19 protein-coding genes are annotated in these 21051 nt (G+C 70.8%); 7 read left to right on the top strand and 12 right to left on the bottom strand.

What is annotated here, in order from left to right; translation table 11 throughout:
- Positions 1 to 15 precede the first annotated feature (15 nt).
- Both ACFY1J_RS02660 and ACFY1J_RS02655 read right to left on the bottom strand, forming a co-directional pair.
- Positions 16 to 231, bottom strand: a complete 216-nt coding sequence (locus ACFY1J_RS02660; protein ID WP_390706962.1) for a hypothetical protein — start codon at positions 229 to 231, stop codon at positions 16 to 18.
- A gap of 129 nt (positions 232 to 360) precedes the next feature.
- The gene (locus ACFY1J_RS02655) at positions 361 to 1077 is read right to left on the bottom strand and encodes a FadR/GntR family transcriptional regulator (protein ID WP_390706963.1); all 717 of its coding nucleotides are present in this window, start codon (positions 1075 to 1077) and stop codon (positions 361 to 363) included.
- A 215-nt stretch (positions 1078 to 1292) separates the two neighbouring features.
- Between ACFY1J_RS02655 and ACFY1J_RS02650 the strand changes: the two genes are divergently transcribed.
- From ACFY1J_RS02650 to ACFY1J_RS02630, 5 genes are read left to right on the top strand one after another with little or no spacing between them, the layout of a single operon-like run.
- Positions 1293 to 2927, top strand: coding sequence for an ABC transporter substrate-binding protein (locus ACFY1J_RS02650; protein ID WP_390706487.1), 1635 nt, complete (start codon positions 1293 to 1295; stop codon positions 2925 to 2927).
- Positions 2928 to 2931: 4 nt separating this feature from the next.
- Positions 2932 to 3891 (top strand): ABC transporter permease, encoded by a 960-nt coding sequence (locus tag ACFY1J_RS02645; protein WP_390730454.1) that lies wholly within the window; start codon positions 2932 to 2934, stop codon positions 3889 to 3891.
- The gene (locus ACFY1J_RS02640; protein WP_390706489.1) at positions 3891 to 5870 is read left to right on the top strand and encodes a dipeptide/oligopeptide/nickel ABC transporter permease/ATP-binding protein; all 1980 of its coding nucleotides are present in this window, start codon (positions 3891 to 3893) and stop codon (positions 5868 to 5870) included. The genes ACFY1J_RS02645 and ACFY1J_RS02640 overlap by 1 nt, the downstream gene beginning before the upstream one ends.
- Positions 5867 to 6883 carry an oligopeptide/dipeptide ABC transporter ATP-binding protein gene (locus ACFY1J_RS02635; RefSeq protein ID WP_390706490.1) on the top strand — a complete coding sequence of 339 codons (1017 nt, stop codon included), beginning with the start codon at positions 5867 to 5869 and terminating at the stop codon, positions 6881 to 6883. Before ACFY1J_RS02640 ends, ACFY1J_RS02635 begins: the two co-directional genes overlap by 4 nt.
- Complete coding sequence (locus tag ACFY1J_RS02630) at positions 6883 to 7818, top strand: dihydrodipicolinate synthase family protein (protein WP_363295059.1); 936 nt, start codon at positions 6883 to 6885, stop codon at positions 7816 to 7818. The genes ACFY1J_RS02635 and ACFY1J_RS02630 overlap by 1 nt, the downstream gene beginning before the upstream one ends.
- A gap of 18 nt (positions 7819 to 7836) precedes the next feature.
- On the opposite strand, the gene ACFY1J_RS02625 is transcribed toward ACFY1J_RS02630, so the two are convergent.
- The 10 genes from ACFY1J_RS02625 to leuA all read right to left on the bottom strand — a co-directional run bounded on the left by ACFY1J_RS02625 (position 7837) and on the right by leuA (position 19323).
- Positions 7837 to 9024 (bottom strand): exo-alpha-sialidase, encoded by a 1188-nt coding sequence (locus ACFY1J_RS02625; protein WP_390730453.1) that lies wholly within the window; start codon positions 9022 to 9024, stop codon positions 7837 to 7839.
- A 102-nt stretch (positions 9025 to 9126) separates the two neighbouring features.
- Positions 9127 to 9765, bottom strand: a complete 639-nt coding sequence (locus ACFY1J_RS02620; RefSeq protein WP_390706492.1) for a hypothetical protein — start codon at positions 9763 to 9765, stop codon at positions 9127 to 9129.
- Positions 9755 to 11035, bottom strand: a complete 1281-nt coding sequence (locus ACFY1J_RS02615; protein WP_390706493.1) for a hypothetical protein — start codon at positions 11033 to 11035, stop codon at positions 9755 to 9757. Before ACFY1J_RS02615 ends, ACFY1J_RS02620 begins: the two co-directional genes overlap by 11 nt.
- Positions 11036 to 11180: 145 nt before the next feature.
- The gene (locus tag ACFY1J_RS02610) at positions 11181 to 11546 is read right to left on the bottom strand and encodes a hypothetical protein (RefSeq protein WP_363295063.1); all 366 of its coding nucleotides are present in this window, start codon (positions 11544 to 11546) and stop codon (positions 11181 to 11183) included.
- Between the two features lie 18 nt (positions 11547 to 11564).
- Positions 11565 to 12113, bottom strand: coding sequence for an HD domain-containing protein (locus tag ACFY1J_RS02605; RefSeq protein WP_390706494.1), 549 nt, complete (start codon positions 12111 to 12113; stop codon positions 11565 to 11567).
- Between the two features lie 430 nt (positions 12114 to 12543).
- Positions 12544 to 13209 (bottom strand): response regulator, encoded by a 666-nt coding sequence (locus ACFY1J_RS02600; RefSeq protein WP_390706495.1) that lies wholly within the window; start codon positions 13207 to 13209, stop codon positions 12544 to 12546.
- A complete protein-coding gene (locus ACFY1J_RS02595) occupies positions 13206 to 14432 on the bottom strand; it encodes a sensor histidine kinase (RefSeq protein ID WP_390730452.1) in 1227 nt (408 codons plus the stop codon). Before ACFY1J_RS02595 ends, ACFY1J_RS02600 begins: the two co-directional genes overlap by 4 nt.
- Positions 14433 to 14501: 69 nt before the next feature.
- Positions 14502 to 16577 (bottom strand): MMPL family transporter, encoded by a 2076-nt coding sequence (locus ACFY1J_RS02590; RefSeq protein ID WP_390730451.1) that lies wholly within the window; start codon positions 16575 to 16577, stop codon positions 14502 to 14504.
- A 143-nt stretch (positions 16578 to 16720) separates the two neighbouring features.
- Entirely contained in the window at positions 16721 to 17416 is a 696-nt protein-coding gene (locus ACFY1J_RS02585) for a TerB family tellurite resistance protein (RefSeq protein WP_390706498.1), read from the bottom strand.
- 185 nt (positions 17417 to 17601) lie between these two features.
- Positions 17602 to 19323 (bottom strand): 2-isopropylmalate synthase, encoded by a 1722-nt coding sequence (gene leuA, locus ACFY1J_RS02580; protein WP_390706499.1) that lies wholly within the window; start codon positions 19321 to 19323, stop codon positions 17602 to 17604.
- A 337-nt stretch (positions 19324 to 19660) separates the two neighbouring features.
- On the opposite strand from leuA, the gene ACFY1J_RS02575 reads away from it, so the two are divergent.
- Positions 19661 to 20731, top strand: coding sequence for a M4 family metallopeptidase (locus ACFY1J_RS02575; RefSeq protein WP_390706500.1), 1071 nt, complete (start codon positions 19661 to 19663; stop codon positions 20729 to 20731).
- Between the two features lie 21 nt (positions 20732 to 20752).
- Positions 20753 to 21019, top strand: a complete 267-nt coding sequence (locus ACFY1J_RS02570; RefSeq protein WP_263208554.1) for a protealysin inhibitor emfourin — start codon at positions 20753 to 20755, stop codon at positions 21017 to 21019.
- Positions 21020 to 21051: the final 32 nt, after the last annotated feature.

Below are 21051 nucleotides of genomic sequence, written 5' to 3'. Positions count from 1 at the left end.
AGCCCGCACCCTACGTCAAGGGGCCTCGCGCCGGTTGCGCGCGTCGGCGTGGGCCGTGGCCGCGCTCAGCCGCTCGGCCGGGGTGGCCCGGCGGACGGCCTCCGGCCTGGCGTCCCACTCCAGCCCGCCGCCGTAGGGCCGCAACTGCACATACGGCCCCTCGTGACCCATCACGATGCCCAGTCTTCCGGTGTGGGTGTCGACGGCGTGGCAGCCGAGCGGGAGATTCATCACGTTCACGTTCACCTCGGTCCCCTCCTGCCACGACTTTCACGCTTCGCCTCCCTCCAGTGGCTCTGTGTCACTAGACTCCGCGCCCCGGGAAGCACGCCCTCGGTGCGACCCCCCCCCTCCGACCGCTCATTCCACGCCGCGTGACTCCTGGGCCGCGCGTGCCTCTATCCCGCGGAAGTGGACCGCCATCGCGTGCTGCGCGCCCTCGACATCGCGGGCGCGCAGCGCGGTGACGATGTCGCGGTGGCGGCGGACGGTGACGTCGGGGGCGGGGTCGGCGGTCCATCCGCGGGCGCCCGCCACCCGGCGGAACACCGTCCAGAAGGCGCCCAGGAGCTGCGGCACGAGCGCGTTGCCGAGCGAGGTGTAGAGCAACTCGTGGAACTCGCGGTCGAATTCGGCAAGGGAGTGCCCGGCGCGGCCGGCCGCTTCCATCCGGCTCACCACCGACTCCAGCCGGTCCAGCTCCGCCTCGGTCAGGGTGGCCGCGATCTGCCGGACCAGCCCCACCTCCAGCACCTCCCGGATCTGGAGGATCTCGGCCAGCGCGCTCTCGTCGTCGTCCTGCCGGGTCAGGGTGCGGAAGGTCAGGCCGTCGGCCAACGGGGTGAGGGAGGCCTGGCCGACATAGGTGCCGTAGCCGTGCCGGATCTCGACGATGTCGAGGGCCTGGAGCGCCTTGAGTGCCTCGCGGACGGAGTTGCGGCTGACACCGAGGGCCTCCATCAGCTCCGCCTCGGTGGGCAGCGGGGCACCCGACCGGAGCTTCCGGTCGAGGATCAGCTGCACGACCGCGCGCTGTATCCGGCTGTTCCTGGGTTCCCCGGCGGCCATGCGCCGCATGGTACGCGCACCGGACGTCCTACGTCCCATGTCCCGGGTCCACCTGCGCCAACTCCCGCCATTTCACTGTGCCATTGGTCCAACCTGTGGCGGCTACGCCATTCGTGTGCGATCCCTTGACCGCCCCCACGGGCACTCCTATGGTCACGCTGACCGACAGGACGTAGGACGTCGTATCTCCCCCCATCCACCAGACCCTCTTCGCTGGAGGAACCGTGCGCGACGACGTGACCCACGACGTGCCGGCACTGCATCGCCGGTCGTTCCTGAAGTACTCCGGCGCGCTGGGGGCGGCCGCCGCGCTGTCCTCCTCGCTGGCGGCCTGCTCGTCCGGGCCTCAGTCCACGAACGACACCGGCGGCTCGGGCGGCGGCAAGAACCGCACACTGACCGCGGTGATCGGCTACGGGAACGACGGCAGCTGGGACCCGACCCAGACGGCGTCCGCATTCGCCATGGCCGGCAACAACCACATCTACGAAGGACTGCTCGACACCGACCCGATCTCCCGTGAGCCGTACGCGGCGCTGGCGACCCGGGTACCGGCGGACCTCAAGGCCACCACCTGGCGGTTCACCCTGCGGGCGGGCGCCAGGTTCCACGACGGCAAGCCGGTCACCGCCGACGACGTCGTCTTCGTCTTCGACCGGATCCTCGACCCGAAGACACAGACCCTCGCCAAGGGGTTCTTCGCGAGCTGGCTGAAGGAAGTGCGGAAGGTCGACGCGCAGACCGTCGAGCTGGTGCTCAAGTTCCCCTTCCCGGAAGGGGTGTCCCGGCTCACCCTCGCCAAGATCATGCCCAAGCACGTCTACTCGCAGCCGGGCGCCTGGGACGACGCGATCAAGGGCAAGGCCATCGGCTCGGGGCCGTACCGGCAGACCGCGCACCACCCGAAGTCCAACACCACCTTCGAGGCGTTCGCCGACTACAACGGCCCGCGCAAGCCCGCCTTCAAGCGGATGAACTGGCTGACCATCGTGGACGCCGCGCCCCGGGTGGCGAAGATCTCCGGGGCCGGCGCGGGCGCGCAGATCGCCGACAACATCCCCTACGCCAACATCCCGCGGCTGGAGAGCGGCGGGCTGTCGGTCGCGGGCGGGGCCGGGATGAACAACCTGTTCCTGATGTTCAACACCAAGCACAAGCCCTTCGACGACGTACGGGTCCGGCAGGCACTGCACTACGCCATCGACACCGGGAAGATGGTCGAGGTCGCCCTGAAGGGCCACGGAAAGCCGTCCTCGTCCTTCCTCAACGAGGGCAACCCCTCCTACCGGCGGGCCAAGACCGTCTACGACTACGACCCCGACAAGGCGAAGGCCCTGCTGAAGGCGGCCGGGGTGAAGAACCTGAAGATCGAGATCCTGTCGGTGAACGTCAGCTGGATCGTCGACTGCCTGCCGACCATCAAGTCGTCCTGGGACGCGATCGGCGTCGAGACGACGCTGTCGCCGCAGGAGACCACGGCCGTCTTCACAAAGATGGACCAGAAGCAGGACTACCAGGTCGTCGCCGCCGCCTCGAACCCCAACCAGTTCGGCCTCGACGCGGACCTGATCATGCATTACAACTACGGCCCGCAGAACCTCTGGATGGGCTACGCCCGCTGGGCCGACGACTCCGTCGCCAAGCAGCTCTTCAAGGACATGGACCGGGCCACCCAGGAGCCGGACGCCGAGAAGAAGAGGGCGATGATCCAGGACTACATCGACATCGTCGCCGAGCAGGCCGTGCTCTACCCGGTCGTGCACAACGAGCTGATGACCGCCTGGGACCCGAAGAAGCTGACGGGGATAAGGGCACAGCCGTACCCCGGGATCAACCTGCTCCAGGCCAAGTGGGTCTAGCGCGGTGGTCGCCGTCCTGCGCATCCTGCTCCGCCGTGTCGCCCTGTTGGTGCCGCTGATGCTGGGCATCGTGCTGTTCGTGTTCCTGGTGATGCGGTTCTCGGACGTCGACCCGGCGTCCGCGTTCTTCCAGGGCGCCAATCCGACGCCCCAGCAACTGCACGACTTCCGGGAGCAGAACGGGCTGCTCGATCCGCTCCCGGTGCGCTACGTCCACTTCGTCGGCGACCTGCTCCACGGCGACATGGGCACCAGCGCCCTCACCCGGGCGCCGGTCCTCGACCAGGTCACCACCGCGCTGCCGCTCACCCTCCAGCTCACCTTCCTGGGGCTCGGCATCGCGGTGGTGCTGTCGCTGCTCGGCGGGGTCACGGCGGCGATCTACCGGGACCGGCTGCCCGACCAGATCATCCGGGTCGTGTCCCTGACCGGGGTGGCCGCGCCCGGCTTCTGGCTGGCGCTGCTGATGATCCAGTACCTGGCGGTGGACCAGGGCTGGTTCCCCACCGGCGGCTACATCAACCCCGCCGACTCCTTCACCGGCTGGCTGAAGACGATGACCCTGCCGGCGTTCGCGCTGTCGCTGCCGGTGGCCGCCCAGCTGACCCGGATCGTGCGGACCTCCGTGGTGGAGGAGCTGGACAAGGACTACGTACGGACCGCGATCGGCGGCGGGCTGCCGCCACGGGTGGTGGTGGGGCGCAACGTGCTGCGCAACGCCCTGATCAATCCGCTGACCGTGCTCGGTCTGCGTGTCGGCTATCTGCTGGGCGGCGCGGTGGTCATCGAGACGATCTTCTCGCTGCCCGGGATGGGCAAGCTGATGATCGACGCGGTGCAGAACGGCGACCCGGCGGTCGTCCAGGGTGTCGTACTGACCACGGCGACCGGCTTCGTCGTCGTCAACCTCGCCATCGACATCCTCCATCTCCTGGTCAACCCGCGACTGAGGGACGCGACCTGATGTTCACGCGCGAAGACCTCACCCGGGCCCTCGCCCGGCCCGGCGTCCGGCTGCGCGGCCGGCGCCGGCTGCCCCCGCTGTCGAGGATCGCCGTCTGCTTCCTGGCGGTCGTCGTGCTGACCGCTCTGCTGGCACCCGTCCTCGCCCCGGACGACCCGCTCGACCAGCAGCCGCCGGTCGACGGCACCGGGCACCCGTCCGCCGACCACTGGATGGGCCAGGACAGCCTCGGCCGGGACATCCTCAGCAGGCTGATGTACGGCGCCCGCTGGTCGCTCGCCATCGGTCTCGGCGCCACCGCGCTCGCCCTGGTCGTGGGCGCGGTCGTCGGGGCGGTGGCCGCCACCTCCCGCAAGGGCGTCGACGAGACGCTGATGCGCTGTCTGGACGTGGTGATGGCGTTCCCCGGCATCGCGCTGGCCGCCGTGCTCGTCGCCGTCTTCGGCGGCGGCATCACCGTACTGATCTGCGCGATCGCGTTCCTGTTCACCCCGCCGGTGGCCCGGGTCGTACGGGCGAACGTCCTCGACCAGTACGGCGAGGACTACGTCACGGCGGAACGCGTGATAGGCGCCCGCACCCCGCACATCGTGCTGCGGCACGTGGCCGTCAACTGCGCCGCCCCCGTCCTGGTGTTCTGCACGGTCCAGGTCGCCGAGGCCATCGTCTTCGAGGCGTCGCTGTCCTTCATCGGCGCGGGTGTACGGCCGCCGGACCCGTCCTGGGGCAGCGTCATCGCGGACGGCAAGAACATGGTGCTCACCGGCGGCTGGTGGGCGACCGTCTTCCCCGGGCTGCTGATGCTGGTCACCGTCCTGTCGCTGAACGTCCTGTCCGAGGGCGTCTCGGACGCGTGGGCGGCCCCGGCCGCCCGGGACGTGCCGGCGCGCAAGGACGACGACCCGGTCGAGGCGCCGGAGCCGGGCGGCGGCGAGGTGCCGCAGCTGCCCGGCCTGACCGAGGCCGCCCGGCGGCTGCGCTCGCGGGCCCGGCCCCTGCCCGACCCCGGCGCGGTGCCGGTGCTCGCGGTGGAGAACCTCGCCATCGGCTTCGACGCACGCCACGGGGGCGTGGACATCGTCGACGGCATCAGCTTCGAGGTGCGGCCCGGCGAAGTGCTGGGCCTGGTGGGCGAGTCGGGCTGCGGCAAGTCGCTGACCGCGCTCACCGTCATGGGGCTCCAGCCCAGGGACGCCCGGGTCGGGGGCCAGATCCGCTTCCACCAGCGGGACCTGCTCGCCGAGCCGATGCGGGTACGGCGCCGACTCCTCGGCCATGAGATGGCGATGGTCTACCAGGACGCGCTGTCGTCCCTGAACCCGGCGATGACCATCCGCGCCCAGCTCAGGCAACTGGTACGGCGCGGCGGCCGGCGCTCTCCCGCGGAGTTGCTGACCCTGGTCGGCCTCGACCCCGAACGCACCCTGCGCAGCTATCCGCACGAGCTCTCCGGCGGACAGCGCCAGCGCGTCCTGATCGCCATGGCGCTGTCCCGCGACCCGAAGCTGATCGTCGCCGACGAGCCCACGACCGCGCTGGACGTGACCGTGCAGGCGCAGATCATGGAGCTGCTGCTGCGGCTGCGGGCGGAGCTGGGCTTCGCGCTGATCCTGGTCTCGCACGACCTGGCGCTGGTGGCCGACGTCACCGACCGGGTGGTGGTGATGTACGGCGGGCAGATCGTGGAGACGGGCCTGACCGCCGACCTGGTCGCGGCACCGGCCCACCACTACACCCGGGGGCTGCTCGGCAGCGTGCTGTCCCTGGAGTCGGCGGCCGAGCGGATGACCCAGATCAGCGGTGTCGTCCCGGCCCCGGCCGACTTCCCGGCGGGCTGCCGGTTCGCGGACCGCTGTCCACGGGCGAGCGAGGTGTGCCGTACGACCGCTCCCGACCTGCTGGGCACGCCCACCCACACGGCGGCCTGCCACCACCCGGCGGTCGACCTGGTGACGACGGAGAGCGAGGCCGTCAAGTGAACGCGGTCGTGGAGCTGTCGGACGCCCATGTCGTCCACCGGGCGCGCAGCGGCGGCCTGTTCACCCGGGACCGGGTCTACGCGCTGACCGGCGCCGATCTCGCCGTCGCGCCCGGTGAGACGGTCGGTGTGGTCGGCGAGTCCGGCTGCGGCAAGTCGACACTGGCGAAGGTGCTGGTGGGCGTGGAGCGGCCGACGTCCGGGGCGGTGTCGTTCAAGGGCCGTGACCTGTGGTCCATGCCGCCCGCGGAGCGCCGGGCCGCCGTCGGCGGCGGCACCGGAATGATCTTCCAGGACCCGTCGACGGCCCTCAACCGCCGGCTGCCGGTCCGGCGAATCCTGCGCGACCCGCTGGACGTCCACGACCGCGGGACGAGGAAGGAGCGCGAGGAGCGGGTGCGGGAGCTGATGGCTCTCGTCGGCCTTCCCCGCGCCCTCGCCGACGCGTTGCCCGGCCAGCTCTCCGGCGGCCAGCGCCAGCGCGTCGCCATCGCCCGCGCGCTGGCCCTCGACCCCGACCTGGTGGTCGCGGACGAGCCGACGAGCGCCCTCGACGTGTCCGTGCGGGCACAGATCCTCAACCTCCTGCTCGATCTGAAGGAACGGCTGGGCCTCGCCCTGGTGTTCGTCTCGCACGACATCCAGACCGTACGGCGGATGAGCGACCGTGTGATCACCATGTATCTGGGCCGGATCGTCGAGGAGTGCCCGGCCGGGCGGGTCACCGACCAGGCGCGGCACCCGTACACCCGCGCCCTGTTCTCCGCCACGCCCGGCCTGCTCGACCCGATCGACCCCATTCCGCTGACCGGCCCGGTGCCGTCGGCGACCCGGCCGCCGAGCGGCTGCCCGTTCCGCACCCGCTGCTGGAAGGCGGACGAGGTGTGCGCCTCGGCCATGCCGGACTTTTCGGCCGCGTCGCGCCCGGCACATCGCTACCGGTGTCACCATCCTGTGGAGGAGGACCAGTCGACCCGCGACCTCGTGCGCCAGAGTCTTCCCAGGGAGCCTTGATGACCTTCCCCGCCCCGCTGACCGGTGTCGTACCGCCCGTCTGCACCCCCCTGACACCGGAAGGCGAGGTGGACGTCCCCTCGCTCCTCAGACTCGTCGACCATCTGGTGGAGGGCGGGGTGCACGGTCTGTTCGTGCTCGGCTCGACCTCGGAGGCCGCGTATCTGACGGACCTGCAGCGCATGCTGGTGATGGAGGCGGTCGTGGGTCATGTCGGCGGGCAGCTGCCGGTGCTGGCCGGGGCGATCGACATGACCACGCCCCGGGTGCTGGACAACGTCCGGGGGGCCACCGCGGCGGGCGCCCAGGCGGTCGTCGTCACCGCGCCCTTCTACACCCGCACCCATCCGGCGGAGATCGCCCGCCACTACCGCCGGGTCGCGGCGGTCAGCAGCGTCCCGGTCATCGCCTACGACATCCCGGTCGCCGTGCACACCAAGCTCCCCGCCGAGCTGGTCCTGGAGCTCGCCGCGGACGGGGTGCTGGCGGGCGTGAAGGACTCCAGCGGCGACCTGGGCGCCTTCCGCCAGGTCGTCACCGGCGCCCGCAACCTCACCGGCACCACCCGCTTCAGTGTGCTCACCGGCTCGGAGCTGGTCGTCGACGCGGCCCTCGCGCTCGGGGCCGACGGGGCCGTGCCGGGCCTCGCCAACGTCGACCCGCACGGCTACGTCCGGCTCTACCGGCTGTGCCGGTCGGAGGACTGGGACGGCGCGCGGGCCGAACAGGACCGGCTGTGCGCCCTGTTCGGCATGGTGCGCGTCGGCGACCCGGCCCGGATGGGCGGCAGCTCGTCGGCGCTCGGCGCGTTCAAGGCGGCGCTCCGTCTCAGGGGCGTCATCGACTGCCCGGCGACGGCCGAGCCGCAGATCCCGCTGTCCGCGGAGGAGGTCGAGCGGGTGGGGAAGTATCTGGCGGGCGCCGGGCTGCTGTAGGTCCTGTCGGGGCCGGGCTCATCTGAAGTCGCCGGCCGGCAGGCGCCGGAACTCGATCGTGTCGTACGTCCCCGTCACCCCCGTCTCGTACAGGATGCCCACCGTCCGGTGGTCCACCTGGACGAGGTCGGAGTAGGCGGCCTTCTGCGCGGACAGTGTCAGCACCTTGGCGAAGGTCGCCCCGCCGTCGGTGCTGGACCAGAGGGCCATCTCCCGGCGGGCGGTGGGCACGGACGGGCCGGAGAACAGCAGCGGGGCCTTGGGGCCGCGGAGCTGGAGGACGGAGGCCTCGACGACGGGGACGTCGTTGAGGGTGGGCTGGGCGGTGTAGGGGCGGTCGAGGGTTTCGGCGCCGTCGCTCGAGTAGGTGTCGAGGCGGTTGCCGGGGCCGCTGCCGTTCTGGTCGCGGGAGCTGAAGTACAGCCTGCCGTCGGGGAGTTGCGCGGCCGTGCTCTCGTTGGAGTTCGCCACGCCGTCGTAGGAGTCGTCGACGAAGCCCAGCCGCCAGGTGCGGCCGCCGTCGTCGCTGTAGATCGCGTGGGCGCCGTAGTACCTGGCCTCCTGGCCGGTGTCGGGAGAGCCGGCGGGCGGGGCCGCCGAGTGGTTGGCCGGGACGACCAGGCGGCCCCGGTACGGACCCCGGGTGAGCGCGACGGCGTGCCCGGGGCCGGTCGCGTACCAGCGCCAGTCCGCCGGCTTCACCTCGGCCGTGATGTCCCGCGGAGTCGTGAACCGGCGGCCGTCGTCCCAGCTGCGCTGCACGAACACCCGGCGGCTCTGTTCCGGGGTGGCCTCACCGCGCATGATCTGCGCCTCGGTCACGGCACCGCTGTTGTAGGAGGTGACCAGCACGACCGCGCCGGTGCGCGGGTCGACCACCGGTGCCGGGTTGCCCCGGGTGTTCCCGTCCCCGGCGGCGACCACCCGCAGCGGGCCCCAGGTGCAGCCGCCGTCGGTGGAGCGCCTGAGGACGACACCGATGTCACCGGTGTCGCCCGCGCTGTTGTGTCTGCCCTCGGCGAAGGCGAGGACGGTGCCTCTCGGGGTGGTGACGGTGGCGGGGATGCGGTAGGTGTCGTACCCGCCGTCCCCGGAGACGTACGGCACCGAGGAGGCACAGCCCTCACCGGCATGGGCGGGCTGTGTGACGGTGAGCGGAGCGAGGAGCACGGCGGCGGTCAGGAGGGTGCGGCTCAGGAGTGTCATCCCTCTCCCTTACGGAGCGGCGTCCCGCACGGGACGGTGACCGTTGTCGGTCACATGCTCCCCGGCGACACCCGTTCCGACTCCCGCACCGCCGCGGAGTGTCTACGCCACATCCGCGTTCTCCCACTCCAGGACACGCACCGCGGCCTGGACGCACAGTCCCCTGATGCACACTTCCAGCGGGCTGGCGTCGGGGAAGAGCCGCTGCCCGTCCCTGGTGCGCCAGGCCGTCACGAACTCCTCCGGGTCCACCCAGGAGAGTGCCGAGTAGCTGGCGCTGCTGACCGGGAACGCCTCGGTGCCGGAGTGGATCCGGGCGACCAGCGCCACCATGAAGGTGGGTTCGACGCTGCCGTCACGTCCCGTCGGGTCCTCCACGTCGCCGTGCAGCACACAGTGGACGAAGCACTCGCCCGAGACCAGCCCGGACTCCAGGGCGTCCCCCATGCGCAGCTTCTTGGCGAGCACGGTCTCCACCAGCAGCCCCTCCAGCGTCGTGGTCGCCCGGGACACCCCGAAGCCGCGGGAGGTCCCGTTCCCGTCGGCGCGGGCCAGGCCGGGCAGGCCGACCGGGACCAGGCAGGCCAGTTGCAGGGCGAGTTCGCGCGGTATCCGGATCGTGGGGACGCTGACCACGCCCGGATGCCGGTCGTTGCATTCCGGCCTTCGTATTCCCACGAGCACCTGCGGGCGCGGCTCGGCGCGCAGGAAGACGAAGGCCGCCACCGCTTCATGGTCCATCGGGCACCACCGGAACAGGCTCGTTGAAGACATGGTTCACCAGCCACTCCCGCCCGCGCAGCAGCAGCCGGTTCAGCTCGCTGTCGTACGTCCCCGAGTAGAGGAGGGACTCGCCCACACGCGACAGAACGCGGGGATCTCCGCCATTCCACTGGCTGGCGAGAGCGAGTTCGTCGGGCTGGCGGTAGAGCACCACTTCGAAGATGGAGAAGAACAGCTGTTCGTCGGTGTTCTCGCGTTCCACCACCTGGAACCCGCGCAGCCGGAACCGGTTCTCGGGGATGTCGAGACCGGTGGAGTAGAACAGTTCGCGCTGTCCGGCATGGACGAACGCCTCCCGCGACAGGGTCAGCGCTTCGTTGGGGGCGTTGGCCGCCATCCACATGGCGTCGATCGCGTCGCCGGAATCACGGTCCAGAAAAGGCACGACCCCCAGGGCGACCGCGACGTCCTCCTCCAGTACCCGCGCGCTCAGCAGCGACAGCTTTCCGAAGTCGTCGTTGGCCGTCATATGGCTGCGCCGTTTCAGCAGCACGACCGTCTGTCCCGCGGATCTCGCCCGCACCACGCAGATCGTCACCGGAAGGCACGTTCTGCGCCGCGCCTTCGCACCGTAGGGTTCGAGGGACCGGATCGGCAGCTTCCACAGCTGTGGGTCCGTCGTCGCGGTTCCCGACGCCAGGAGATCGTTGCCCACCTCGGCGACGCGCGGGTCGACCGGAGCGCAGTCGACCTGCCGGGTCAGGAAGTCACTGGCGCCGTCGGCCCATTCCCTGATGTTGGCGGCGATCTGCTGGAACTTCGGCGTGCCCTCCTCGTAGGACTCGTACTGCTCGACGCCCGAAGCGGAGGGCGGCCCGATGGCCGCCCACACCCGCTGTCGCCCGGTCTCCCGCTGCTTCACCAGGATCGACATCTGCAGATACAGAAGATCCATGGAGAGCAGGTGGAACCCTCTGTCCCGGGTTCCGGTCACGGCCTGCGGCCGCTGCCACTGCTGGACCGAGTTGCGCAGCGCGGTGACGGCCGACTGCCATTGCTGCACCACCGGGCCGAGGCGTACGTTCCAGCGGTTGGCGAGGATCAGGGTGGGTGCCGGGGTCACATAGCGGAAGACGTCCCACGGCAGTTCGGGGTCGGTCCCCGGCGCGCTGGAGGCCACCGACTGGATCGCGGTGATGAACTCCCGTGACGCCACACCGCACACCGTGACCTCGGATGCCTCGCGCAGTGCCTGGCCCAGCTCGCTCTGCAGCGAGGCCGCGGTCATGCTCACCGCCCCCGCGTTCGGCGCGACACCGACCCCCGCACGCCCCGTACCGGAACCGGAACGGAGCAATCCTCTGGCCGCCAGCGCCTGGTCGGCTTCTAATCCTGATGGCATACGCCACCACCATCCCCCGATATGAGCCTGTTCAGGTTATCGATCGATACACACGGGCAACTTCGTGAATCATCACGCTCCACCGGTTCAGCAGTTCGTCCTCCCGGAATTCCGGGCCCACGGCGTATTCGACGAGATCGTGGCACGCCTGTCTGGCACGGTCGTCCTGAATACGGACCGCCCGCAGCAGAAGACTGCGTCTGACGACGCTGCTCGGTTCGGTGAGGGACTGCACGACATCGACACCCTGGAAAAGCGTGAGTATTTCGTCGCACTGCACGCGCTGGTTGTCGGTCCGGCGTTTACGGCCGTCCAGCAGACTGCTGACCATCGGGGCGAGCAGCCCCGCCAGCAGTCCGAGAATCGCCGTACCCGTGGGAAGCAGCGCACTCAGCATTTCCCCCTCGCTCCCCCGTCATGTCTTGGTGAGCAGACCCCGCTCGATTCCCTTGTCGATGGCCTCGTACGCGACCTTGGCCAGCGCCGGGATGGTCTCCTCGACCCGCTCCACCCGGTGCCGTACCGCCGCCGCCGCGACGCCGTGCCGCCGCCACGAGGACTTCTCCCCGGCCATGAGGTTCATGAAGATCGGCAGCAGGACGTCCAGGGCCATGACGTACTTTCCCTCGGCCGTCTGGGTGAACTCGTACTCGCGCCAGCCCGTCTCCAGCTCCTCGCGCTCCTGGGCGGGCAGTGGCCGCAGGAGGACGCCGATGGCGCGCTCCTCGCGCCGCCGGCGGCCGGCGGCCGCGGGGCCGTAGACGAAGGTGTCCCCGGCAACCACCTCGACCATGTCGTGCACCACCGCGAGACCCACGCAGCGCATCGGGTCGATCGGCTCGGCGGCGTAGCGGGTGAACAGTAAGCAGGCCAGGGCGACGTGCCAGGAATGCTCGGCGGTGTTCTCGCGGCGCGATCCGTTCGACACCGGATTCTGCCGCTGGACATGTTTCAGTTCATCCATCCGGCCGAGGAAATCGAGGAGTTGCGAAAGTTCCGTATCCGGATCGCCTATTCCCAGTTCGGCGAGTTCGTCGACATGTGGGAAACCAGGAAGAGTTCGCACCGCTTCGGCCCATGTCATGATCTACCTCCCCTTGTGTGATCGAGACACCGAGGCTAGCAGGGCGGCATGGCCGAGTTGTGCCCTTTTGCAGGTCCCCGACCACAGGTCCCCGACGCGCCAAGATCAGTGGAGTTGATCGATTGCGGCACGGCGGCCCCGGAATTCGATCATGCCAGGATGCACACGGACGTAATCGCTCCCCCTCCCCCCGCAACTGCCAGGCGGCAGCTTCCTCCGCCCTATACCCGATTCGACCGGCGGCGAAGCCGGAAAGAATACCGAAAGTGAGTTCCACGGGAATATGACTCATTCCCGACGCGCCCCGGCTTCAGCCGTTCCCCGGAACGATCAGACCCGATTCGTACGCCACGACGACGAGTTGTGCCCTGTCCCTCGCCCCCAGCTTGCCCATGATGCGGCTGACATGGGTCTTGGCCGTCAGCGGGCTCAGGCCCAGGGCCTCGGCGATCTCGGTGTTGTTGAGGCCGCGGGCCACCAGGGCCAGCACCTCGCGCTCCCGCTCGGAGAGGCATTCCGGTCCGGCCGTGGACGGCGCCGACGGGCTGCGCAGGAAGCGTTCGATCAGCCGGGCCGTCGGGCCCGGGGAGAGCAGGGCCTCGCCCGCGGCCACGGTGCGGATGGCGTCCAGGAGTTCGGCCGGGCGGGTGTCCTTCACCAGGAAGCCGGAGGCGCCGGCGCGCAGCGCCTCCACGATGTGCTCGTCGGTGTCGTAGGTGGTCAGGACGAGGACCCGCACCCCGGCCAGGTCCTCGGCCGCGGCGATGAGCCGGGTGGCCTCGATGCCGTCGAGGTCGGGCATGCGGATGTCCATGACGACGAGGTCGGCGCGCTCCCGGCGGGCCAGCTCCACGGCCTCCCGGCCGGTGCCGGCCTGCCCGACGACCTCCATGTCCTTCGCCGACTCGACGAGCATGGCGAAGGCGGCCCGCACGAGGGTCTGGTCGTCGGCGAGCAGGACGCGGATGGCGCTCATGCGGCTCCCTCCAGAGGCAGTTGCGCGGTCACCTCGAAGCCCTCCCCGTCCGCCCGGGGCCCGGCCTGCACCGTGCCGCCCACGCTGCGCGCCCGCTCCCGCATCCCGACCAGGCCGAAGCCGGGGGTGGCGGCCGCCGCGCCCGTGCCGTCGTCGGTGACCCGGACCCGCAGGGCGCCGTCCAGCTCGTCCACGCTCACCCGCACGGACAGGTCGTCGCGCCCGCCGTGCCGCACCGCGTTGGTGAGCGCCTCCTGCACGATGCGGTAGGCGGCCGCGCCGACGGCGGGCGGCGGATCACCGGCCCGTACCGTCAGCTCCACCTTCGCCCCCGCCGCCCGCGCCGTCACCGCGAGGTCCGGCAGGCCGTGCAGGCCGGGCAGGGGGCCGCGGGTGTCCGGCGAGGCGTGGTCGCCGTCGCGGAGGACCTCCAGGGTCGTACGGATCTCACCGCGGGCCGTGCGACAGGTCTCGGCGATGTCGTCGAGGGCCTTGGCGACGGCCTCGCGGTCCAGACGCGTCGGGTCGGCGGCGAGGACATGCGCGGCGACCGAGGTCTGGACGCCGATCAGAGTGATGCTGTGGGCGAGGAGGTCGTGCAGGTCTCGGGCGATGCGCAGACGCTCCTCGGCCACCCGGCGGCGGGCCTCCTCCTCGCGGGTGCGCTCGGCGCGTTCGGCCCGCTCCACGGCGGCGGCCACGTTCTCCCGGTGGACGCGGAGGTAGCTGCCGATGACCAGCATCGCGATGACCCACCCGGTGATGCGCATGCTCTCGGCGACCCCGGCCATGCCGTCGTTGAGCTTCAGGACCACCATGAGCCCGATGACGCCGGCCCCGATCGGCAGCGTGCGCCGCAGGTTCCGGGTCTCGGCCACGGTGTAGAGCGCGGCCATCGAGGCGGCGGTGGGCGCGGAGTGGTTGAAGTCGAGTTGGTGGTACGTCGCGAGCAGCGCGATCGCCACGCACAGCACCGCCATCGGCGCCCGCCGCCGCCACACCAGCGGCACATGGGCCGAGAGCAGCAGGGTCCAGCCGAGCGCGTCCGGGTGCCGCCCGCTGCCGAGGTCGGCGGCGGCGAGGACGGACGCGACGACGGCGAGGGCGGCCGCGAGGCTCGCGTCCTGCCGCAGGGTGTCGCGGGGCGCGAACCCGAGGGCCGCGCGGATCCGCCGGCCGGGACCGGGCCGGGCGTCGATGAGGGTTGCCTGCACGAGGTTCATCTTCCGCTAGACGGGCGCCCCCGCGGCAGGCAGGGGCGCCCGGTTCTTCGGCTCACCGACTCCGGTGCGTCAGCTCACCAGCTCCGGCGCGGTTTGCGGCCGTACCGGGTCCGGTGTCCGCGACAGCCGTCCCGGCCACCACACCCGCCGTCCCAGCGCCACGCTCGCGCTGGTCACCAGATAGGTCCGGACGAGGAAGGTGTCCAGCAGCACGCCGACCGAGATGACGAAGCCGAGCTCGACGAGCGGGACCAGGCCCATGTTGGTCAGCACCGCGAAGGTGGCCGCGAGGACGAGTCCCGCGGAGGCGATCACCCCGCCGGTGGTGCGCAGCGCGGTCAGCGCGGCAGCGGCCGGTTCGGCGCCGTTCAGCGACTCCTCCCGCATGCGGTGCATGAGGAAGATGCCGTAGTCGACGCCGAGGGCGACCAGGAACACGAAGGACAGCAGTCCGAGGCCGGGATCCGTGCCGTTGAGGCCGAACAGCGGCTCGAAGACCAGCCCGCCGATGCCGAGCGCCGCACCCCACACCGCGACCACGGCGGTCACCAGGATCAGCGGTGCGACAAGGGAGCGCAGCAGGGCGACGAGGATCAGCAGGACGGAGAGGAGGACGATCGGCACGACGACCAGCCGGTCGCGGGCGTTGGTGTCCTCCAGGTCGATCTGCTGGGCGCTGGGTCCGCCGACGTAGGAGCCCTTGAGGGCGTGCCGGAGCTCCTTGATGGTGGCGGTCTCGGCCGCGGACTGGGGCGGCGCCGCGGCGATCACGGAGATCTCGGTCCAGCCCCCGCCGGTGCGGCCGCGCTGTGCGCTCACGACTCCGTCCGTGTCGCGGACCGCTGCCAGGGTGGAGTCCGCCCGGTCCGCCGGGGTGATGACGTCGATGGGCTGGGCGGACCGCTCGGGGTAGGCCTTGGCGAGGGTCTCCATGGCGACGACGGAGTCGGGTTTGTCGATGAAGCTGTCCTCCTGTTTGACCGTGCCGGGCAGGTTCAGGGTGCCCAGCGCGAGCGCGCCGAGCAGGACGGCTCCCGCGGCCAGGACGGTGCGCGGGCGGCGCCCGGCGGAGCTGCCCATCGCGGCGAACAGCGACCGGCGGACCTTGGGCGTGCTGCCGTAGGCGGGCACCAGCGGCCAGAACACCCGGCGGCCCAGCAGGACGAGGACGGCGGGCAGGAGGGTCAGCATGGCGGCGAGGGCGCACAGCACCCCGACGGTCCCCAGCGGGCCCATGCCACGGCTGGAGTTGAGGTCGGCGGCGAGCAGGCACAGCAGTCCGGCGGCCACCGTGCCCGAGGAGGCGAGGACGGCGGGTCCGCAGCCGCGCAGCGCGGCCCGCATCGCGTCGTACGGCCGCTCGTGGCGCCGCAGCTCCTCCCGGTACCGGGAGACCAGCAGCAGGGCGTAGTCGGTGCCGGCGCCGAAGACGAGGATGGTCATCACGCCCTGGCTCTGGCCGGAGACGGTGGTGCCGAAGGCCTGGTTGAGGCCGTAGGCCACCCCCATGGACAGGAAGTCGGCGGTGCCGGCGACGACCAGCGGGACCAGCCACAGCAGCGGGCTGCGGTAGATGAGGATCAGCAGGACGGCGACGACGGCGACCGTGGTGTAGAGCAGCGGTCCGCCGAGCGACTCGTAGACCTTGCCCGCGTCCGTGGCCAGGGCGCTCGGGCCGCCGACGTCGACGGTCAGCCCGTCCTGGTCGTGGGCGACCCGGCGGACGTCCGCGACCAGGGCGTCGCGCTTCTTCTCGTCGGTGCCGGGCTCGTTGCTGGTCACCGGGTACATGAGGGTGGTGCCGTCCTTGGCCGGGATTCCCCTCGGGGTGCCGGTCAGCGTGTGCTGCCCGGCGATCGTGGCGATCTGCCTGCCCGCCGTGGCCCGGTCGGCGGCGGTGAGGCCGCCGTCGCGGTGGTAGACGAGGACCAGTTCGGTGCTCTCGCCGCCGGGCAGGCGGTCCTGGATCTTCGCGACCTGGGTGGAGTCGGCGTTCGCCGGCAGGTAGTCGGTGACCCGGTTGTGCTGGACGTCGGCGAGTTTCGAGGCGAACGGCGAGGCAACGGCCAGGACGCCGATCCACAGCGCGATCAGCAGCCAGGGGATGGCGCGTCGTCTTGTGCGTGTCGTTTCTGCGGCCCCCATGGTGACGGGCTCTCCCTCCGGCGCGGATGTCTGGGTGTGGTCTCCAGACTTCCGGCGCCGGGGGCGGGATTCGTCGCGCGGGAGGGCGAGTTCGGGGGTACTGCGACGGGTGACCGGGGGGCCGGATTACTCCCCGGGGAGTATCAGGAGGGCGTACGCGCCGCCGCGAGGAGCCGGGTGACGTCGTCCGCGCAGATGGTCAGGGCGCCGCCGATGGTGGTGAGGACGTCGCGCTCGGCGGGCGTGTAGGGGCCGTCGGCGAGGGCGATGCGGGCGGCCTGGAGGAGGACCGACTCACGGCCGGCGGGGGCGAGGTGCGGGGCCAGCGGGTCGAGGGACTCGTGCAGCTCTATGGCCAGGCCGGCACCGCACGGCTGGTCGTAGAGCCGCCCGGTGTCGGCGGCGAGGGCCTCGACGAGCGCGCTGAGCTGGTCCTCGGTGCAGTCCTCGAAGCCGGCGGCGCGGACCGTGCTCGCGGCGGCCTCCAGGGACGTACGGGCGCAGCTGCCGCCCGTGGCGAGGACGGCCAGGGCGACGGTGTGCACGGCGTCGCGCAGCATCGCGGAGAAGCGGGAGGTGGTCGGATGGTCGAGGACGTCGGTGCCGAAGTGGCGGCGGCAGGCCGCGCACTCGACGACCGGTCCGGTCGCCCCGCGCGGCAGCACCGGCACGCCGAGGAGGGTGAAGCGGCGCCGGCCGGTGAGCCGCTGGTAGTTGCGGTCCCCTCCGCAGCCGGGACAGAAGAACTCGCCGTCGCCCACGGGTGTCCACGCGGTGCGGGTACCCACAATGCGCACAGGCCTGGTGGCACGGTCGTCTCGTCCCCGTACTGGCAGCACGTCGCACCTCCGTAATGCCGCGGCAACATCGCCGCGCTGGCGTGATGTTAGCCACATTGTCGAGGTGGAGTCATTACCTAGTACGAGACCTGTCCGTGACCTCCTCGTACCCATGGCCGAGAAACGACGCCGGCCCGACCGCCGTGCACAGCGGTCGGGCCAGCGAAATGCCTGGTCGGACGGGGTCAGCGGGTCGCGCGGTTCACGGCGGACACGACCGCCTTGAGCGACGCACGCGTCGTGTTCGCGTCGATGCCGATGCCCCACAGAACCTTGTCGCCGATCGCGCACTCGATGTACGAGGCGGCCTGCGCGGAGGCGCCCTCACTCATCGTGTGTTCCTGGTAGTCCAGCAGGCGTACGTCGATGCCGATGGACTGCAGGGCGTCGAAGAAGGCCGAGATCGGACCGTTGCCGGTACCGGTCAGGACGGTGTCCTCGCCGTCGACCGTCGCCTCGACGGTGAGGCTGTCCACGCCGTCGGTGTCCGTCGTCGACTGGCCGGTGCGGACCTGGATGCGGCCCCAGGGGTTGTCCGGGTTCGGCAGGTACTCGTCCTGGAAGACCGACCAGATGTCGGCGGCCGTGACCTCGCCGCCCTCGGCGTCCGTCTTCGCCTGGATGAGCTTCGAGAACTCGATCTGCATCCGGCGCGGCAGGTCCAGCTTGTGGTCGTTCTTCAGGACGTACGCGACACCGCCCTTGCCGGACTGCGAGTTGACCCGGATGACGGCCTCGTAGGAGCGGCCGACGTCCTTCGGGTCGATCGGCAGGTACGGGACCGCCCACTCGATGTCGTCGACGGTGACGCCCTTGGCCTCGGCGTCGGCCTCCATGGCGTCGAAGCCCTTCTTGATGGCGTCCTGGTGGGAGCCGGAGAAGGACGTGTAGACCAGGTCGCCCACGTACGGGTGGCGCGGGTGGACCTCCATCTGGTTGCAGTACTCCCACGTACGACGGATCTCGTCGATGTCGGAGAAGTCGATCTGCGGGTCGACGCCCTGCGAGAACAGGTTCATGCCCAGGGTGACCAGGTCGACGTTGCCGGTGCGCTCGCCCTGCCCGAACAGGCAGCCCTCGACGCGGTCGGCGCCGGCCATCAGGGCCAGCTCGGCGGCGGCGACGGCCGTACCGCGGTCGTTGTGCGGGTGGATCGACAGGCAGACGTGCTCGCGCCGGGACAGGTTGCGGCCCATCCACTCGAAGCGGTCGGCGTGGGTGGAGGGGGTGGAGCGCTCGACCGTGGCGGGCAGGTTCAGGATGATCTCGCGGCCCGGGCCGGGCTGCCAGACGTCCATGACCGCCTCGCAGACCTCCAGGGCGAAGTCCAGCTCGGTGTCGGTGAAGATCTCCGGCGAGTACTGGTAGCCGAACTCGGTCTCCGGGCCCAGCAGCTTCTCGGCGTACTCCATCACCAGGCGGGTGCCGTCGACGGCGATCTGCTTGATGTCGTCCTTGGAGCCGCGGAAGACGACCCGGCGGAAGACCGGGGCGGTGGCGTTGTACAGGTGGACCGTGGCCCGCCTGGCGCCCTTCAGGGACTCCACCGTGCGCTCGATCAGGTCCTCGCGGGCCTGGGTCAGTACGGAGATCGTGACGTCGTCCGGGATCGCGCCCTCTTCCTCGATGATCGAGCGCACGAAGTCGAAGTCGGTCTGGCCGGAGGCCGGGAAGCCGACCTCGATCTCCTTGTAGCCCATCTTGACCAGCTGGTCGAACATCCGGCGCTTGCGCTCGGGCGACATGGGGTCGATCAGGGCCTGGTTGCCGTCGCGCAGGTCGGTGGAGAGCCAGCGGGGGGCGGCGGTGATCCGCGTCTCGGGCCAGGTACGGTCCGGGATGTCGACCTGCTCGTACCGGCCGTACTTGTGGATCGGCATGGAACTGGGCTGCTGGCGGTTCGCCATGATTGCGTGGGCTCCTCGAGAAGTCCGGTGTGTCCGGTGTCCGGAAGGACGGCCGACGACGCAACGCCAAGCTCCGCGGGGAGGGAGTCGGCCTTTTGACTACAGGCCCTCGCCGCGGCAGCTAAGGAGAAGCAGCCCGAAACGCATGATGCTCCGCAGCCTAGCCGAGCCGGGCCGGGTGCGCGGGCCTGTTTCAGTATGCGGGACCCGAAAAGCAAATGGGACAAAACGTGCGCCATACCACTCAGTGACGGCGACTGGGGGTCTTGTCCGCGTATTTCACCAATCATGGTTGCGGGTAGTGACAGCGGCATAACACGGTGCGAAGGTGCCGGACATGACCACCCACGGGGGCTTCGAGCCCGTTTTCTGCACGATCGTCCCACCGCACGTCCTCGACAGGCTCGCCCAGACCGAGGACCCCGCACTCGCCCGTCCCGCCCGCCGCACCCTGGAGCGCGACGCCCTTGAGCGCACCCGCCGGCGCCTGACCACCGTCATCGGCGCCCCGGCCGTCGCCGCGCCCGCCACCGCCGAGGCCGAGAAGCCGCACCGCACCATCTACGACCTCCGGCACGGCACCGACCTGCCCGGCACAAAGGTCCGCTCGGAGGGCGACGCCCCGGGCAAGGACGCCACCGTCAACCGCGCCTACGCCGGGCTCGGCGCCACGTTCGAGCTGTATCTGAAGGCCTACGGGCGCGACTCGATCGACGGCAGCGGTCTGCCGCTGGACGCGAGCGTCCACTACGACAAGGACTACAACAACGCCTTCTGGAACGGCGAGCAGATGGTGTTCGGCGACGGGGACGGCGAAATCTTCCTCGACTTCACCATCCCGATCGACGTCATCGGGCACGAACTCACCCACGGCGTCACCCAGTACACGGCCAACCTCACCTACTTCGGCCAGCCCGGCGCGCTCAACGAGTCGCTCTCCGATGTCTTCGGCTCGCTGATCAAGCAGTACTCGCTGGGCCAGACCGCCGCGGAGGCCGACTGGCTGATCGGCGCGGGCCTGCTCGCCCCGCGCGTCACCGGCACCGCGCTGCGCTCGATGAAGGCCCCGGGCACGGCGTACGACGACGACGTCCTCGGCAAGGACCCGCAGCCCGCGACGATGGACGACTTCGTGCGCACCGGCCGCGACAACGGCGGCGTCCACATCAACTCCGGCATCCCCAACCACGCCTTCTACCTGCTCGCCACGGCCCTCGGCGGCAACGCCTGGGAGCGGGCCGGACAGATCTGGTACGACACACTGACCGGCGGCCAGTTGAAGAAGGACGCGCTGTTCGCGGACTTCGCCACGCTGACCGTCGCGGCGGCGAAGGCACGCTACGGCGCGGGCGACGAGACGGACGCCGTCAGCAAGGCCTGGGAGCAGGTCGGGGTGCGCACGCTCTAGATCCGTACTAGACAGAGACCCATGCGTATTCAGGTGAGTCGCACGGGCGGATTCGCGGGCATCGAGCGGCATGCCGAGGTGGACACCTCGGGGCGGCCCGACGCACCCGAGTGGGAGGCCCTGGCCGGGCAGGCGCTCGCCGCCGGCCGGGGCACACCGCCCCTCGGGGTGCCGGACGGCTTCAGCTACGAGATCACGGTCGACGGCAGGACCGTGTACGCGGCGGATCCCCATCTGACCCAGGACCAGCGCAGGCTGATCACATGGGTACTGAAGGAAGGGGCATGACCCGCCGGGATCGTTGACTGCGGGTTCGCGCC

The organism is Streptomyces sp. NPDC001406 (assembly GCF_042895285.1).
Taxonomy (GTDB): domain Bacteria; phylum Actinomycetota; class Actinomycetes; order Streptomycetales; family Streptomycetaceae; genus Streptomyces.
The sequence above is the reverse complement of the archived record's forward strand: the minus strand, read 5'-3'. Positions and strand labels throughout refer to the sequence as shown.